At 70.2% G+C, this 15,442-nt stretch carries 16 protein-coding genes; 5 read left to right on the top strand and 11 right to left on the bottom strand.

Features of this window, described 5'->3' with window-relative positions; translation table 11 throughout:
- Positions 1-122: 122 nt before the first annotated feature.
- From ACWD0J_RS20785 to ACWD0J_RS20740, 10 genes are all read right to left on the bottom strand, one after another.
- Positions 123-560, bottom strand: coding sequence for a hypothetical protein (locus ACWD0J_RS20785; protein ID WP_451497289.1), 438 nt, complete (start codon positions 558-560; stop codon positions 123-125).
- Between the two features lie 12 nt (positions 561-572).
- Entirely contained in the window at positions 573-863 is a 291-nt protein-coding gene (locus tag ACWD0J_RS20780; RefSeq protein ID WP_451497288.1) for a hypothetical protein, read from the bottom strand.
- Positions 864-949: 86 nt separating this feature from the next.
- Positions 950-1,960 (bottom strand): methyltransferase, encoded by a 1,011-nt coding sequence (locus ACWD0J_RS20775; RefSeq protein WP_451497287.1) that lies wholly within the window; start codon positions 1,958-1,960, stop codon positions 950-952.
- 167 nt (positions 1,961-2,127) lie between these two features.
- Positions 2,128-3,336: a hypothetical protein gene (locus tag ACWD0J_RS20770; protein WP_451497286.1), complete on the bottom strand. Its 1,209-nt coding sequence runs from the start codon at positions 3,334-3,336 to the stop codon at positions 2,128-2,130.
- A 13-nt stretch (positions 3,337-3,349) separates the two neighbouring features.
- Positions 3,350-3,823 carry a hypothetical protein gene (locus ACWD0J_RS20765; protein ID WP_451497285.1) on the bottom strand — a complete coding sequence of 158 codons (474 nt, stop codon included), beginning with the start codon at positions 3,821-3,823 and terminating at the stop codon, positions 3,350-3,352.
- Positions 3,824-3,939: 116 nt separating this feature from the next.
- The gene (locus ACWD0J_RS20760) at positions 3,940-4,887 is read right to left on the bottom strand and encodes a hypothetical protein (protein ID WP_451497284.1); all 948 of its coding nucleotides are present in this window, start codon (positions 4,885-4,887) and stop codon (positions 3,940-3,942) included.
- Complete coding sequence (locus ACWD0J_RS20755) at positions 4,884-5,885, bottom strand: hypothetical protein (protein ID WP_451497283.1); 1,002 nt, start codon at positions 5,883-5,885, stop codon at positions 4,884-4,886. The genes ACWD0J_RS20760 and ACWD0J_RS20755 overlap by 4 nt, the downstream gene beginning before the upstream one ends.
- 50 nt (positions 5,886-5,935) lie before the next feature.
- Entirely contained in the window at positions 5,936-6,970 is a 1,035-nt protein-coding gene (locus tag ACWD0J_RS20750) for a DUF5131 family protein (protein ID WP_451497282.1), read from the bottom strand.
- Between the two features lie 78 nt (positions 6,971-7,048).
- On the bottom strand, positions 7,049-7,663 hold the full coding sequence (locus ACWD0J_RS20745; protein ID WP_451497281.1) for a DUF1643 domain-containing protein: 615 nt from the start codon (positions 7,661-7,663) through the stop codon (positions 7,049-7,051).
- A complete protein-coding gene (locus ACWD0J_RS20740) occupies positions 7,660-8,151 on the bottom strand; it encodes a hypothetical protein (RefSeq protein WP_451497280.1) in 492 nt (163 codons plus the stop codon). The genes ACWD0J_RS20745 and ACWD0J_RS20740 overlap by 4 nt, the downstream gene beginning before the upstream one ends.
- A 393-nt stretch (positions 8,152-8,544) precedes the next feature.
- Here ACWD0J_RS20740 and ACWD0J_RS20735 point away from each other — a divergent pair, with 393 nt between their 5' ends.
- Positions 8,545-9,510: a hypothetical protein gene (locus ACWD0J_RS20735; RefSeq protein WP_451497279.1), complete on the top strand. Its 966-nt coding sequence runs from the start codon at positions 8,545-8,547 to the stop codon at positions 9,508-9,510.
- Positions 9,511-9,600: 90 nt separating this feature from the next.
- Here the strand turns inward: ACWD0J_RS20735 and ACWD0J_RS20730 are convergent, their stop codons facing one another.
- Positions 9,601-10,113, bottom strand: a complete 513-nt coding sequence (locus ACWD0J_RS20730; RefSeq protein WP_451497278.1) for a hypothetical protein — start codon at positions 10,111-10,113, stop codon at positions 9,601-9,603.
- Positions 10,114-10,384: 271 nt separating this feature from the next.
- Between ACWD0J_RS20730 and ACWD0J_RS20725 the strand changes: the two genes are divergently transcribed.
- From ACWD0J_RS20725 to ACWD0J_RS20710, 4 genes are all read left to right on the top strand, one after another.
- Complete coding sequence (locus ACWD0J_RS20725) at positions 10,385-11,098, top strand: hypothetical protein (protein WP_451497277.1); 714 nt, start codon at positions 10,385-10,387, stop codon at positions 11,096-11,098.
- Between the two features lie 65 nt (positions 11,099-11,163).
- Positions 11,164-12,576, top strand: a complete 1,413-nt coding sequence (locus ACWD0J_RS20720; RefSeq protein WP_451497276.1) for an AAA family ATPase — start codon at positions 11,164-11,166, stop codon at positions 12,574-12,576.
- 150 nt (positions 12,577-12,726) lie between these two features.
- Positions 12,727-13,452: a hypothetical protein gene (locus ACWD0J_RS20715; RefSeq protein WP_451497275.1), complete on the top strand. Its 726-nt coding sequence runs from the start codon at positions 12,727-12,729 to the stop codon at positions 13,450-13,452.
- Positions 13,453-15,333, top strand: a complete 1,881-nt coding sequence (locus tag ACWD0J_RS20710) for a DNA cytosine methyltransferase (RefSeq protein WP_451497274.1) — start codon at positions 13,453-13,455, stop codon at positions 15,331-15,333. It abuts the gene before it with no gap.
- Positions 15,334-15,442 lie beyond the last annotated feature (109 nt).

Genomic DNA, 15,442 nt, shown 5'->3' with positions numbered 1-15,442 from the left:
CCATGGGGCCCCTTTCGTGGCGGGTGTGAGCGGACTGGCGGGCAGGGTCGTGCGGTGTGCTCGGCGTCAGGACGCGTTGTCGGCGGATTGGCCGGCGTGCGCCGTGCGGGCAGTGCGCGGGGTCATGCGCCGGAGGGGGCTGGCGGGACGAGTCCGAGGACGCGGGCGCTGGTGCAAGGCCAGCGGACGGGCTCCTTGCGGGTGCCGAAGAAGCGCGGGCCGCTCGGGTTGACCGTGTAGCAGCGGGCGCAGACTCGGGTGAGGGCGCGGCCGTCGATGAACCCGGTGACGGGCCGGTGGCCGAAGGTCTGCCCGTACAGCGGGGGGAAGACCCGGAGTTCGGCGGGCACGCAGTGGAGGCACGGCAGTTTGCCGCGCATGGCCGCGTGCCGCGCCGACGGGTCTTCGGTGCGGTATGACCCGGCGGTGAACCCGCCGCCGTAGTCGATGTCGCCGTCCCAGTCGTGGAGGTACTCGCCGCCGAGCATGCGCGGACACTCCGGGTCGGTGTGGTACTTGCGGCCGTGGGTGACGTAGGCGGTGCGCGGGTCCGTAACCATGGGGCGCTCCGGTCAGTCCGTCGTCGCGACGGGCTCGGCTACTGCGGCGAGGCACGCGGCGATGACGACGACGGACGGGGTGTCGGACGGGAAGTCGGGGTTCGCACCGTTGGGGCAGGTGAGCCCGGAGTCGCCGGACTCGTTGTACACGGACCAGACGGCGCCGGACGGGTGGCGCAGGATGTTGAGCGGCAGGTCGGCGTCTCCGGTCCAGCCCGCGGCTTCCAGCGCCTCGATGACGTCGAGGCGGCCGTGCCAGTCGCCGGGCTCGGGCTGGCTGATGATCAGATGCAGGTCGGGCACGGTGCTGGTCCTCCAGAGGGCGGGACGGGTGGGGTGGTGCGGACGGCGGGCGGGCACGCTGTCCGCACGCGAAGCTGGCCGGCCGCTCACTCGACGGCTTCGAGGTTGGGGGCGGGTTGGTGCTGAGGCTCCTCTCTGGCTTCGTCGGGCGGGTCGCTGCGGGGCTGGCCCAGTCCGGCGAGGTCGGCCGCGAGGTCGTTCATGATCTTCCAGGCGTCGGCCAGGTTGTCGGCGATCTGTTGGGCCAGTACTGCGGGCGACTCGTGGACCTCGCCGCCGGGCTCCGGCGCACGGGCTGGAGGCTGCTGCGTCGGCCAGTGCAGCGGTGGCGGCGGGCTCGCAGGGCGCTGCTGGGGAATGGTGACGATGAGGGTGGCGATGTCCGTGCCGGACTCCGCGAAGGTGCCTTCGGGCAGGGGGTGCACGGTGCCGCCCCGTTGTGCGACGAGGTTGCGGAAGGCGGGTGCCTTCCCCTTTTGCCACGCCACGCTCTGGATCATCACCGCGACCAGCAGTCCGCCGGGCTTGAGGAACTGCAGCGCGTGGGTGACGTGAGCGATGTCGGCCTGTCGCGTGAAGGGCGGGTTCATGATGACGAAGTCGTAGAGCGGGGCGGGTTCGACGGTGAGGAAGTCGGCGACGGTCAGCTTCCGGGCCGCGCCGGTCTCGTCGAGAGCTGCCGCGTTCTCGGGGTCCCGCTCTACGCAGTCCACGAGGCAGCCGATGCTGTCGAGGGCGCAGGCGATGGCGCCCCGCCCTGCGGAGGGCTCCAGGACTTCGGCGCCGGGGAACGGCTCGGCCAGTGTGATGAGCTGGTCCACGACCGTGTCGGGGGTGGGGAAGTACTGCGAGGCCTGGCGGTGTTCGCGGGCGGTGGTGACCTCGCCGTCCTGGAGGAGTTTCGCGACGGCCTGTGCGGCGTCGCCGGGAAAGACATGGGCCTGGTCGCGGCTGGACCAGGCGCCTCCGGCGCCCTCGATGACCTCGTTCGTGCGCTCGTAGAGGCGAAGTGCGAGGCGGGGGCCGGGGATGCGGAGATGGCGGCCTTCGGTCTGCACGCCGCGGAGTACGTCGACAACGTCTGCGGGAATCTTCATGTGCATCGCCTCCCGGTACGGAGCAGGGCTCGGCGGATGTGCCTCGCTGCGGCGCCACCTCCGAGAAGCCGGTGACGCGGGGCAAGGAGAGGCCCGCGCCACCCAACGGGGGGAAGGCGACGCGGGCACGGGCCCACCCTAACAGATATGGCGTTGTCTGAACAACTCTATATCTGCGCGGCGGTGCGGCCGACCTGTCGGCGAGTGTGATGCGCGCGGACGAGCGCGGCGGCGGCTCCCTCCGGGGAGTGGTAGGGCTCGTCTATGCCGGGCCCGCTCCACCGGCCGTCGCCGGTGCGCCGGATGGGCCCGGCCTCGCGGCCGCTGACCCGCACCGGACGGGTCCCGTCGGCCTCTTCGGGGCCGATCACCGCGTCGTGGAGGGTGTCGACGATGGCGCGGACGGTGCCGAGGCGGTGCGCGTCGTCGAGGACACGCGCGGTTGCCTCCAGCCGTGCGCTGCCCTGAGCGGCCAGCGCCTCCACCTCGCCCGCCGGGGCCCAGGGTCCTGGGAGCGAGCGTGCTGCGGCCCTCAGGGTGTGCGCGGCATCCGCCACGGTATCCAGCGCGGCCGCGGTCGTACGGCACTGTGCGGCGCTGCCCGCGCAGGGGCCGTTGGGCAGCGTCTGCACAGCCGCATCGAGGGACCGCATGTCCTCGGCCAGAGGCTGGAGGCGGGGAAGGTGGGCTACTTCGGCCTGCACCTCGCGGTAGGCGCGGTGGAGCGTCTCCAGCAGCTGGTCGGCGGCGTACCGGTCGGGGAATCGGCCGGTGAGGTCGGCGGGCGGGGTGGCGGCGGTCGCCTCCAGTCGGGCGATCGCCTGCTCGGTGAACGTCAGCAGGCGGGCGACGGGGAAGACCAGCCACTGCCGGGCGTCTCCCGTGATCTCGCTCAGCAGGGCGCGGGCCGGGTCGCGCACCAAGTGCAGCAGCCGGGCCAGGCGGCGGCAGCCGGCGCGGGCGCCGACGCCGTCGCGCTCCCGCCGGAGGGTCTCCAGGCCGTCGAGGAGCGCAGCCACGTGCTGCTGGCGCAGGTAGTGGAAGTGGAAGGCCCGGGCCGCCGAGTCGATGAGTTCCGTCTCCTGCAGGAGAGGCAGGCCGACGGCGACACGGGCTTCGTCGACGCGGGAGTAGGGCTCGGGTGGGCCGTCGGGCAGGCCGTGCGCAGCGATGTGGAGCATGACGGCGTCCTCGGCGGCGCGCTGCACGTCCTGGCGTACGGGGCCGAGGTCGCTTCCGGCCCGGCCGCGGGTCGGGGTGCCGGTTGGGACCTGGCCCACGACCTGGTCGTCGGGCCCGAGGACGTCGTGCGCCGCCATGCCAGTGGCGGGCACCAGCCGGAAGGCCGGGAAGGCGGACAGGGTGTGGGTGGTCACGGGGCTCCTCGGTTCAGGGGGAGGGGGTGAGCAGCGCGGTGTCGCTGCGCGGGCGGCGGACGGGAGGGCGGCGGCGCAGGAACTCGTCGATCGTCTCCGCGAGGTGGCAGCCGGAGCAGGTGGGTCCGTCGTGGTGCCCGGCGCGGTGTCGCGCTTGGAGGTGGGCGAGCGCCGCGTGCAGGTGGTGGCGTGCCTCGTCGTAGTCGTCGGTGATGGTGTCGAGGACGGCCGCGGGGGTGGGCAGGACGGCGACGCTGTGAGCGGGCACGGCGTACAGGTCGCGGGTGTTGTTGGGGTAGAGCAGGTCGCGGGAGGTGGCCGTCACGCGGATGCGGACGCGGCCGGTCGGGCTGAGGCCCTCGAACGTGCCCTCGACCAACTCGGTCGAGTGCAGGTTCTTGCCCCAGCGGCGGGCGTAGAGCACGGTGCAGCGGTCGGTGAAGGGGATGCCGCGCCAGTCGGCGGCGTCCGGGGTCGATTCCGGCATGAGCAACCTCCGGGAATGGGAAGGTGGTTGTGCCCGGCGTACGGTCGGCGCCTCCTCGACGGTGGGGGACGGCGGCCTGCGCCGTGGCGTCGAAGCGGGGCCTCGTGGCGGTGGCGCTACGGTTCGCTGCCGGTGACGGGGAGCGCGGGGGCGGCGCGAAGCTGGCGTGCGGCGTTCTGCAGGCTCTTCACCATGTCGTCCAGCATCCGCGCCTGGTCGCTGCTGGTCTGCTGGGCTCGGAGTCGAGCCCGGTGTCCTTGCATGAACTCGGCGAGACCGGCTGCGGCCTGCCCGGGGGCGAGGACATCACCCCAGGAGAACTCGCCGACCTCTACGGCCAGGGCCGCTTCGAGCTCGTCGAGGAGCTTGAGCCGGCGCGCGACGTTCGGGTCGGCTGCGGACGCGAGCCTCGTCCGCAGCTCTTCGGTACGCCGGTGGTGCTCGGTGCCGAGGCGGTTGGCCTGCTCGTGCAGGGCCTTGGTGCGGCGGGTCTCGGTGTTCTTCAGAAGGGTCAGCAGGAGCCCGACCGTGAGCTCGGGTTCGCGTTCCTCGGGCTTGACAACGACCTGGAAGCGGCGCTTTCCAGTTCCGGGGACCATGAGGCCCCACTTCTCCGGGAGTTCGTCGGGCGGGGTGATGTGAATGCCGGGGGAGACGATCCAGAAGGCGGTCGAGTACTTCCACCAGGCTTCCGCTTTCGCCTTCTGGGCAAGTTCGCGGCGGAAGTCGGCGCGGCTGGTCTTGAGTTCGCAGACGTCGATGCGGCCGGCGCCGCGGGACTGCCACAGGCCGATGTGTACAGCGTCGGCCCGGCGGCCGCGTCCTTCGGGGTCGACGACTTCGGTCAGGTAGACCGCTCCGGCGCCGTTGGGGGCGTCGCGGTCTTCGGGCCGGATGAAGTGGTCGTGCAGCAGCCTTTCCAGTTCGGGGGTGCGTATCGCGGGCGGACGCTGAGCCCGACGGCGAGGCCTGTCCTGGTTCGCGGTGGTGTTGACCGGCTCCTGGGCCGGGTCGGTGAGGAGCGGTTCCTCCCACCCGGCGGAGGCGCTGGCGCTCGAGGTCACCTCGGGGCCGTCCCCTCGTCGAGCAAGGTGCCGTCCGTCGCAGCCGCCGCACGGTGGCCCAGCACCCGCGCGAACGCGTCGCGCACGATCTCGTCTCCATCACCCCAGGTCTCCATCACCTGCTGGACGGCCTGGTCAAGCGTGCCGCGCAGCCAGACGATCTCGGTGAGGGGCAGGGCGTAGCGGCCGTCCGGGGCCGGCGGCGTGAAGGTGAGGTCGACCTGAGGCTCGTGGAACGGCGACTCCGCCACCCGCAGCTCGTGCCCGCGGTCGCGCTTGAGCGGGCGACCGCCGTAGACCATCAGACCCCGGTTGTCCTCCGGGTCCTCGCACGGCTCCTGCAGTGCCTGCGGAAACTCCACGGAGACCGAGGAGATGTAGGGCGGGCGGCTCCAGAGGTTGGCCAGTTCGCGTGACGGTCCGGACCAGGTGGGCAGCTGACCGGTAGCGCGAAGGATGAACTCGTGCATCACGCGGTTGTACTTCGCGTCGTTCAGGGCGTGGTGCGCGGTGGTGTCCTGCGGCGGGAAGAACCCGTCGTCGATGTCCTCCGGCGTGATCCCGGCGTCCTCGGCCACGCCCATGACGTCGGTGCAGTACCGGGGAACGGACTCCGGCATGGCGGCGTGCCAGTCGTGCTGCCACAGGGCGTGGATCCGGTTGGTGTCCTGCGCGCCGAAGTAGGCGTACAGGCGTGCGGCCGGCCGGGCGGCGAAGTATCCGGCGATCTCCGTGCGGATCTGCTCGATGCTTTTGACGTCGGGGTGGCTGCGGTCGAGGCGGCCGTCGGGGGTCAGGGGGAGCAGCGGCCAGACGTGGTCGCGCAGCCACTGGCACAGCGGGCCCGGTTCGTTGAGGATCCGCTCCTCGTCCACGTCGGCGTTGACCGCGTAGTACCCCTCGCCGTTCTCGTCGTAGAGCCCGAAGGTGATCGTCCCGCTGTTCGTCTGGTCGTCGCGGAGGAACTCGCAGTCCCCGTACACGCGCAGCTTCTTCATGCCATTCCCTCGTGGTTCGGATCTGGTGGGGAGATCGGGCGGCCGGTCGGCTAGGGGCGGCTGGGCACGGCGTTGTGAAGTCGGCCGTCGAGTTCCCGGCCGGCGGGCGCCTTTCCGACGCGGACGGCGATGGTGTTCTCGTCCAGGAGCCAGGTGCTGCGGGTGCGCTCACCCGGCCGCAGCAGGCGCGTGGTCGCCGCGCGGAAGGTGTGGCTGGGGCCGCGCTCGCGGATCGTGGCCGAACTGCGGCCGCCGTGGAGGGGGTTGTCGTACGCCCGCCCGCCGCCGAAGTTCGGGTCGTCGACGACGGGGACCGCCCGGTACTCGCCGTGCTGCGTGAAGTAGAACGGGACGTCGCTGCGCGCACACGCGTCACGGATGTCACGGGCCCACTGGGGGTGCAGCGGCCGTGCGCCGGTCCCGGATCCGCCACCGGCGATGACCCAGTGCAGGCGCGCGATGCGGTGCCACTGCTCGCCGTGGCGCTCCATGCCGTCGACGACGGCGCCTTCCGGTGCGTCGGCGTACGGGTCGGTGACGTCGCGGAGCTCGGTGAGGTAATCGTGCAGGTCGACGGGGCCGGTCAGCGGCTCGCAGGCGACGAATCGCGTGGCGGCCGGGGTTTCCAGCAGCGTCGGGATGCGTGTCTCGGCGGTCTGCTGGTCTGTGACCTGCACGCCGAGCCAAATGTTCGCCGGGGGCGTCTTGGCGCGGGCTCGTGCGTCCTCGGCGGCCGGGCTGGTGCGCATGCGATGGTCCGGGACCATGTCGAACTTGGCGGCATACTTCCGCTTCCTGGCCTCACGCTGTTCGACGAGGTCGCGCATCCGGCCCGGGTGTTCCGTCAGGACGACGAAGGTGTGCTGCTTGTTCACCTCCATCTCCTCCAGGACGCGGGTGATGAAGCGGTCCGGCACGTCGAAGTGGAACAGGTCGCGCACCAGGACGCGCTGGCCGGTCTTCCTCCAGAGGCAGGGCTGGATGATGCGGCCCTCGTGGTGGACGGCGCGGTTGGCGCGGGAGCCGGTGCCGCGGGTGACCGGCTGCCAGATGCGGTCGGTCCAGGTGGTGCTGCTGTCAGCCATTGAGTCCTCTCCTATGTAGGCGTATGGCGCGCGGGTAGAGGAGTCGTCTAGTGGCGCCGGTTTCGGGCGACTGGGCGGTCAGCGGGCTTGGGGCAGGAGGCGTGCCCGCCGTCCGTCGGCGGAGCTGGGGGGTGTGTACGGCGTGGGGCGGGTGTCGCGGCCGACGTACAGCGGGTGCCAGGGCTGTCCCTTGGTGGTGACGCGCAGGCAGCGCAGGGGCACCGCGGCGCGGGTCAGCGACTCGGTGACCTGCTGGGCGCGGGCGACGGCGATCGGGCGTGAGCCCCATGCCGCGATCACGGGTCCGGCCTCGGCGGTGGCCCGCCGCAGGAAGATGTCGTTGTACGGGCCGACCGGGTCTTCGACGAGCGCGAGGCCCGCGGGCTCGGTGGAGATGAGCGCGAACAGGTTGACGACCATCACGCCGCCGGCCTCGGCGGAGAGGTGGTCCTCCACGAACCTGACGCAGCGGGTGAGGGTGGCGTCGGGTTTGAAGGCGTCGGCGATGGACGGGTTGAGCATGATCCATACGGCCGGGGGGAGGGTCTTGTTCCAGATGCGGGTGAGCAGGTAGCGGTAGCGGCGCTCGGTGTCGAACACGGCGGTGGACAGTTGTCCGGTGTCCGGGTCGGTCGCCACGTCCTGGACGAGGCCGGGGAGGTCTGGCAGTACGGTGGAGACGACGGCGGTCACTGATCACCCCGGATCAGCCGTCGCGGGGCGAGGCCCAGCGGGGTCTGCGTCGTGCAGATCTCACACCAGAACACGTCCGGCTTCCCCCCGGCGTTGGCCTGCTCCTTGGCTGACCACCGGCTCCAGTTCCGGCACTCGGGGCACTGGTACTCGTAGGCGTTCTCCAGAGCGTTGACCAGGGCTTCCAGCGTGGCCCCCTCGTACTCGGCGACCTGCGCGGCGACCTGGAGGGCCTGATGCAGCGTGTAGGGGTGCGCGGCGTCCATGCTCAGGTCGGCGATCGGGCGCCAGTCACCTGCGACCCAGACCTTCCGGTTGCTGTTCGCGCCGTCGGTGATCTGCCACTGGTCCAGCTTGAGGGACTGGCGTCGTCCGACGATCTCGCCGTATCCGCCGGCGGTGTTGGCGAGCGGGATGCGGAACTCGCTGACGAAGGTCCGCAGCACCTGCACCTCCGCCCGCAGACTTTCCAACTCGGCATCGCTCATGAAGCGGTGTTCCTCTCGGTCACAACGGCTGGTTCGGTGCGGGCGGCTCCTGGAGGCGCAGCACGGCGCGGCAGGCCAGCAGCAGGCCACGCGGGACGAGCTCGGCGAAGGCGAGCGGGTAGAGCAGGAACGCGTACACCGTCGTTTCTCCTTCAGGAGCGGTCAGAGGCGGCTACGCGCGCTCCGCCGTTACGTGGTGTGGAGGCCCGCCGCGCCAGGGTTGTTGGCGAACTGTCACCTGACACGACGGGCGCGAGTGCTGGGAGCACTCTACCGAATACAGCGTTGCTCATTCAACCCGTTTTCTGGATGCGGCGGAGTTATGGCCATCCGGGCTGACGAAATGCGCCCCTGGCCTGCCTCGCGCGCACCCCGATCTCTACGCTGTGACTCATGCCACGTCCATCTCTGCAGCACTCGGCACGTTCCGCGATCACCGCGTTCGTCGCGGACCTGGAGGAGCGCGGCCGGGGCACCGAGACCCGGCGGCAGCGCGAGGGGTACCTCGGCGAATACCTGGAGTGGGCCCGGCAGACCCTGCGACTGGACCGTCCGCTGCGCGCCGGGGACCTGGTGGACGAGGACCTGGCCCTGCGGTGGCTCGAGGCGGCGGCCGCAGGCGACACGCGCCGGCGCTTTCCGAGCGCGGGACGTCGTTCCGAGACCGAGCGGACCCCTTCCCGGGCGGACGAGGCGGCACGGGAGCCGCTGCAGGCGTCGGTAGCGGCCGCGGCGGCCCGCACCACGACGCTCAACACCTTCTCCCGATTTCTGGGACGCCCCCTCAACCTCCGTCTGCCGCAGCCGGTCGACCATCCACGCCTGGCCCCGCTGGAGGCCCGGCAGAAACTGCGCCGGATCGCCGACCAGCGGCCGACGGGGATGACGGAGCCGTGCTGGCAGCGCACCGCGACCCTGGCCGCGCTCGTCGTCGACACAGGGCTGTCCGTCGGCGCGCTGTTTCCGCTCCGCAAGTCTGATATCGACCTGCGCGAGGGGACCGTGACCGTCGGGGAGGACGTCTTCGAGCTGGACCCTGACACGACGGTCCTCCTGTTGCGTCAGTGGCTGAAGACGCATGCGCTCCTGACCGGGCATGCGGACGACGAGGTGAAGACCGGCTACCTCAAGGGCGGGGAGGTAAAGGAGGTGTGGATCACCGTGCATCCGGGGCCTACCCGGCGCGGCCATCCGACACGGCCGGCCGCCCTCCCCGCTGCCCTGCGGACGCTGCATGTTGCACACCAGGAGCTGACGAGGCAGCTGTTCGACGAGCCGGTCCGGCTGGGCAAGTTCCGCGCCGAGCCGCCCTCGCCCCGCCCTGCCGAACAGGTGGAGCTGACGGAGTCGGTGGCCTGACACAGCCGCACCACACGTTCAGTGGACCTGGCGGCCATCCGCCACGACGACGTGCCGTCCGCGCGGGAGCTCGCGGAACAGGACACGCCTCTAAAGGTGCCTGTTGAGCGCGTCGCAGATCTCCTGGCCCGTGATCCGGCCTGAGTCGCAGAGCAGTTGGGCTGCCTCGGCGATGCCCGCCCAGTGCAATCTGATCAACTCTCGGCTGTCGTCCTGTGCTTTGCGACTTGCCGCCTCGTCGGCCCCTAGCTCCGTCATCGCGGTCATGTCGTGGCTTGCGCCACTGCGGGCTGCCCGGGAGCGCTCAGGGGTCCACACCCCGTACTCCCGCATCCACTGCTCCTGGGCCAGGAGGCCACCGTTCAGGAAGACGAGCTGAGTGTGCTGCGCAGTGTGGTCACGAACCCAGGAGATGTCCGTGAAGGCATCAGTGGTCGCACCGGGCTTGATCGTGAGCTCGCAGACGTCGACGCTGCAGTTGCCTGTGGCCAGTCCTGCGGCCGCATGGCCTATCTCGTGGACTGCGGTGTAGAGACGGTACTGAGAGTCGGAGAACGCGAGGACTTCTCTGATGGTCTGCTGTCGCCTGACTAGCGAAGCCATGACTCCTCCTACGGGGAGGTCGTCCCTGCGGCCGGACGTACGAGGTGCACAATGTGAGCCGTCAGGATTGGTCGAGCCGGAATCGGTGCCCGGAGGCTGTGCAAGAAGTGGCTCGCGCGAAGCAGCCTGACAAAAGGAGGTTGCCGAGTCAACCCTTAAATGAGTACCCTGTCGGCAGACAGGATCATTGCGATCACCAAGACGACGGCGGAGGCGCCCGCAAGCCCCGCCCGGCCGGCCAGCCCGGCCACAAAGGAAGAGGAGAGACAGCTTGACGACAGACAGGCGGTTGAGCCGGGCGCTGAGTATGCGCATGCCGGCGGAACCGGTCGAGCGCTCGAAGAAGAAGGCCGCGGTGGAGAGCCGTGACCTTCGCGAGCTCCAGCGCGAGGCGCTGTGGGATCTGCTCCTCAACCCCCGCGAACTCGTGGCCGTTCCGCGCGCAGCGTACGGTTCGGGCGGGTACGGCACCCCGGCCTCCATCACACTGTCCGACTTCGAGCTGTCCGCCTTCCAGGACTTCCAGCGCTGGCACAAGGAGACCTACGGCTGGCGGCCGAGCTTCTCCGACTTCACCTACACCGTCTTCAACGAGTACACGCCGGAGACCGGCGACGTCATCTGGGAGCTGAACGAGCGCGTCCAGGCGCGCGCCGCACGCGAGAAGACCAGCCTCTCCCTGCTCATGCGCGAGGGTCCGCTGAAGTTCCTGCTCGGCCAGCTCGATGTCGTCAAGGTGCCGGGTGAACTGCCGGGCGTCACCGAGGATTCCAGCCGCCGTGAGACGAGCAAGTCCGACACGCTGGATCTGTTCAGCGGCTGGCGGCCCCCGGGCGAGCACCGCTTCACGGCCCGCGAGGTCATGCTGCTCTCCGACGCCACGGACCGTCACCGCGAGGCGCACGGCTGGCGTCCCACCCTCTACGACATCCAGTACACCTACCTCAAGTTCCACTACCTGGGCGACCCGGTAGAGGAGGACTAGCCGGGTCCGCGAGCGCGGACCCGGCCCCATCCCGGTCATCACAACCGCATAGCTGGAGCGCCATCATGGCCGACACCGCCACGGCCCCCGCAACCGCGAGGGGTCCGGTTTCCTACGCCCCATTCACCTTCCAGCAGGCCGTCCGTCGTGCCCGTCCCGTCCGAATTGCCATCGAAGGTCCGTCCGGCTACGGGCGGACACTCTGGGCCCTCAAGCTCGCACAGCGACTGGGCGAGCACGTGGCCGTCATCGACACCGAGCGCGGCAAAGCCGCCGAGTACGCCAAAGAGATCGAGTTCTCCCACCTGATCCTGTCCGACGACTTCAACCCCTCCCATCTCATCGACGCTCTGGCGTCCGCCGCCGCGATACGGTCCGACGTCCTGGTCATCGACGGCCACAGCGCCTTCTGGTCCGGCGAGGGGGGCCTGCTGGACCTTGTAAGCAAGGACACGCAGCCCGGGATCGGCGGCAAGGATGCGGCCTGGCGCAAGAACCGCCCCCTGCTGCATCAGGTCACCAAGGCGCTCCACGCCTACCCGGGCCACGTCATCCTCACCGTGCGCTCGACCACCGAGACCTTCATCGAGGAGGATGCAGCCGGCCGCCGGATCCCGGTCCGTCATGCGGTCAAGGCCCAGCAGAGTGAGGGGCTGGAGTACGACATGGACCTGTACGGCACCCTCATCGCCCCGGGGTCGCTGCACATCGTGAAGTCGTCCATCCCCGGCCTGCCGATCGGCAAAGTACTGGACGAGCCCGGCGAGCAGATGGCCACGGACATCTCCACCTGGGCTCACACGGGTGAGCCGCTGGACTGGGCCGCCTTTGTCCGTGCCGCTGAGCCGGACACGCCTCTGGACGATCTGATCGAGCTGCGTGCGCTCATGCGTGTGGCGCAGGCCTCCAACATGGTGCTGCCGGGCCCCGAGGGGGTCCAGCGTCTGGAGGAGATTCTCAAGCGGCGCATCGCGCTGCCCGTCACGCACGCCAACGCGGCGCTGGAGGTGTGGGACGACCGTGAAGGGCTGCTGCGCCGCCTTGAGATCGCCGACGCCGAGGGCGTAGGCAGGGCGCGGGTAATGCCCTCCGGCGCTGACGCACCCGTCGTCCTCCGGGACTGGATCATCGCCCGGGGGCGGGCCCTTTCTGGGGCGTCACCGAGTGAGGACGCCTCCGCACCGCCCCACCTGGGACCGGTGGCCGCTGACCAGACCGCGCAGCTGCCGCCGTTCGAGCCTGTGGGCCTGCCCGTCGACCCCGAGCAGCGGACCGAGGAGCAGCGCGACTTGGTCGACATCCGCGATATGGCGCAGCAGACCTGGAGTGTGGCCGAGGAACTGCGTACGACGCTTGAGGTCGCCGAGAAGCAGGGACTCGCCGGGGCGGAAGTCCTCGACTCCGACACGCAGGAGATCCAGCGGCTCGGGGATCTGCTCGACGCTCGTCTCCGTCTCCTCGATGCGGAGCCGGACTGACCTGCGAAAACTCGCTGCCATATCCCATGCCGAAATACAGGGTTGACTAGACAACTCTGTTTTGGATAGGTTTGCCCCTGTTCGCGGCGCTGCCACTTGGCCCTTCACCGCCGCATCCCCCTTCCTTCCTGCGCCTCTGAGGAGATCCGCATGGACTCGATCGATCCTTCACGCTGGGACCTCCTGGACGACCTGATTGCGGCCGCCACGGCGAGCCCCCCTCCCGCCCCGAACCACTGGCGGTTCGCAACGACGCCGCCCTCGCACTCCACCAGCGCCACATTCTCGGTTGCACCGACAACCTCTCACCTGGGACAGCAGCGCTGGGCGCGGGACACCCGTCCGGGCGCGCACTGCCTGCACCGTGCGGTGAGCCTCGACTCCTCCGTACCGCACGTCAGCCCCATGGACCCGGACATCGCACAGCAGCACGTCGAGTCCCTGACCCTGCGGGCCCGCATCGCCGCCGACATCGACATCGACGACCTCGGCCGCGCCATGGGCTTCGCGCACGACTACGACTTCCTGGGCAACACGCGGCAGCGGTTCGGCCGGTACAGCGCCCCCGTCGTACGAGACTCCGGCTGGGCCCACGACCCACACAGCTTCAGGGCCCTGACGCCGGGGGAACGGCGCCTCCACTCCCACAGCCTCGACCGCCTCGGAGACGCCCTCGCCGGCTACGGCGCCATTGAGGGTCACGGCGAGCACCGCCACATCGTCACCGACTACGGATACGTGATGGTCGGCGCTCCGGGATCGTCGGCGGGCGGGTCTTCTGCCGGTCTCCTTGACCTCTTCTGGGCCTCACCGGAGATTGAGCCCTTCCGGCGCTGGTCGATCGCCAGCGATCACCGCCCGGGCGGTGATGCCTGAGTGGCAGCCTACGCACGCCGCTGGGACCATGACGGCGCACTGGACGTCATGGACTGGTTCTGTGGCGCCGGGGGGTCATCGCAGGGAGCACACGCCGTCCCCGGCGTCCGGGTCGCACTGGCCGCCAACCACTGGCCCCAGGCGATCGAGACACACGCCAAGAACTTCCCCGACGTCAGCCACTTCATCGGCGACATCCGCACCGCCCCGGTGTGGACCTGGCCCGTCTGCAAGATCTTCTGGGCCTCGCCGGAATGCCCCCAGTGGTCGGTCGCGCGCGGCGCCGTCCGCGATTTCGACAAGACCCTCCAAGGCAGCCTGTTCGACGACGCCGAGCTGATGGGCGAGGAGAAGGCCGCCACCCGCGAAGAAGCCGAACGCTCCCGCGCCCTGATGGAAGAGGTCCCCCTCTACCTGCGGTCCGTACAGGAGCGCGGCAAGTTGGTCCTCGCCGGAGTCGTCGAGAACGTGATCGACGTCCGGGCCTGGGACCAGTGGGACCGCTGGCTGGCCGAGTTCCACAAGCTCGGCTACCGCACCCGCCTCGTCGCCCTGAACAGCATGCACGCCAACCCGCGCGCCACACTGTGGGCGCCGCAGTCCCGGGACCGCCTCTACCTCGTGTACTGGCACAAGTCGATCGGCCGGACACCGGACTTCCGCAAGTGGCTCAGCCCCAAGGCCTGGTGCCAGACCTGCGACAAGGAAGTCCTGGCCGTCCAGCGCTTCAAGAACCCGACCAAGGACATGGGCCGCTACCGGAGCCAGTACGAGTACCGCTGCCCGCACAAGAAGTGCGGCTCCCGGATCGTCGAGCCCCTGGTGCTTCCGGCCGCCGCCGCCATCGACTGGAGCGTCCTGGGCACGAAGATCGGCGACCGCGAGACCGTCGGCCTCAAGCCGCTCGCGGACAAGACCGTCGCCCGCATCGTCGCCGGAATGAAGAAGCACGCCCGGCCCATCACCCTGGAGGCCGCCGGACACACCTTCGAGCGCAGGCCGGGCGTCCGCACCCGGCCCATCGACCAGCCGCTCACCGCGCAGACCACCACCGCCACCAAGGCCGTTGCCTACCCGCCGCAGATCGTCCCGGCCGGAGGAACCTGGCGAAACGAATCGTCGCCGATCTCTGACCCGATGCCCGCCCGCACGACCCGGGAGAACGACGCCCTGATCGTGCCGCCGCTGGTCATCCCCTGCGAGGGCCGCCAAGGCAAGGAGGCCGCCTCCGTCGAGAACCCCCTGCGGACCCAGACCGCCCGGGCCGAATCGGGCCTGGCCTACCTCCCGTTCGAACCGTTCCAGATCACCATGCGGGGCGGCGGCAGCCAGGAGGCGTCCCGGCCGCTGACCGAGGCGACCGGCACCGTGTCGGCCAACGGCAACCACCTCGCCTACGCCACCCCCGGTGACTGGCCCGCAATGATGATGCGGAACAACGGCTCGAAGGGGGACGGGGGCGAGCACTGCACACCGGTCGGCGAACCGGCCCGCACCCTGACCACCACCGGCCACCAGTCCCTCGTCGACTGGCGCGACCTGCTCGTTCCGTACTACGGCAACGGCCAGGCCAGCAGCGTCGCCGATCCCATCGGAGCCTTGTCCACCCGCGACCGCTACGCACTCGTCAGCGGCGAGGAGTTCGACTTCGACATCGACGACGTCCGTTTCCGGATGCTCCAGCCCGAGGAAATCGGCCGCGCCATGTCCTTCGCGCACGACTACGAGGTCCTGGGCAACAAGCGGCAGCGCGTCCGCCAGTACGGCAACGCGGTTACCCCCAACGCGGCGGAAGTCCTCGTCTGCCTGCTCGTGGAGTGCATCACCGGCGTCGAGATGGAGCGCTACCTCACGCCCGGCGACCTGACCATGGCCGCCTGACATCCATCGGGGCCCCAACGCCGTACGCGGCACCCCGAACTGAGCGATGGTCAGATACCGCATCAGTTCCTCGACGGCGTTGCCGAACAGCTCCGGGTCCTCCCGCAGC

The organism is Streptomyces sp. NPDC003011, from assembly GCF_053591515.1.
Note: the sequence above shows the minus strand (reverse complement) of the source record. Positions and strands in the feature narration are given on the sequence as shown.

Excerpts from the sequence above, each read along its gene's own strand:
- ACWD0J_RS20735 (WP_451497279.1), top strand. The coding sequence starts at position 8,545 with ATGCCACGTCCATCTCTGCAGCACTCGGCACGTTCCGCGATCACCGCG.
- ACWD0J_RS20730 (WP_451497278.1), bottom strand. The coding sequence starts at position 10,113 with ATGGCTTCGCTAGTCAGGCGACAGCAGACCATCAGAGAAGTCCTCGCG.
- ACWD0J_RS20740 (WP_451497280.1), bottom strand. The coding sequence starts at position 8,151 with ATGAGCGATGCCGAGTTGGAAAGTCTGCGGGCGGAGGTGCAGGTGCTG.
- ACWD0J_RS20765 (WP_451497285.1), bottom strand. The coding sequence starts at position 3,823 with ATGCCGGAATCGACCCCGGACGCCGCCGACTGGCGCGGCATCCCCTTC.
- ACWD0J_RS20755 (WP_451497283.1), bottom strand. The coding sequence starts at position 5,885 with ATGAAGAAGCTGCGCGTGTACGGGGACTGCGAGTTCCTCCGCGACGAC.
- ACWD0J_RS20720 (WP_451497276.1), top strand. The coding sequence starts at position 11,164 with ATGGCCGACACCGCCACGGCCCCCGCAACCGCGAGGGGTCCGGTTTCC.
- ACWD0J_RS20785 (WP_451497289.1), bottom strand. The coding sequence starts at position 560 with ATGGTTACGGACCCGCGCACCGCCTACGTCACCCACGGCCGCAAGTAC.
- ACWD0J_RS20715 (WP_451497275.1), top strand. The coding sequence starts at position 12,727 with ATGGACTCGATCGATCCTTCACGCTGGGACCTCCTGGACGACCTGATT.
- ACWD0J_RS20775 (WP_451497287.1), bottom strand. The coding sequence starts at position 1,960 with ATGAAGATTCCCGCAGACGTTGTCGACGTACTCCGCGGCGTGCAGACC.
- ACWD0J_RS20750 (WP_451497282.1), bottom strand. The coding sequence starts at position 6,970 with ATGGCTGACAGCAGCACCACCTGGACCGACCGCATCTGGCAGCCGGTC.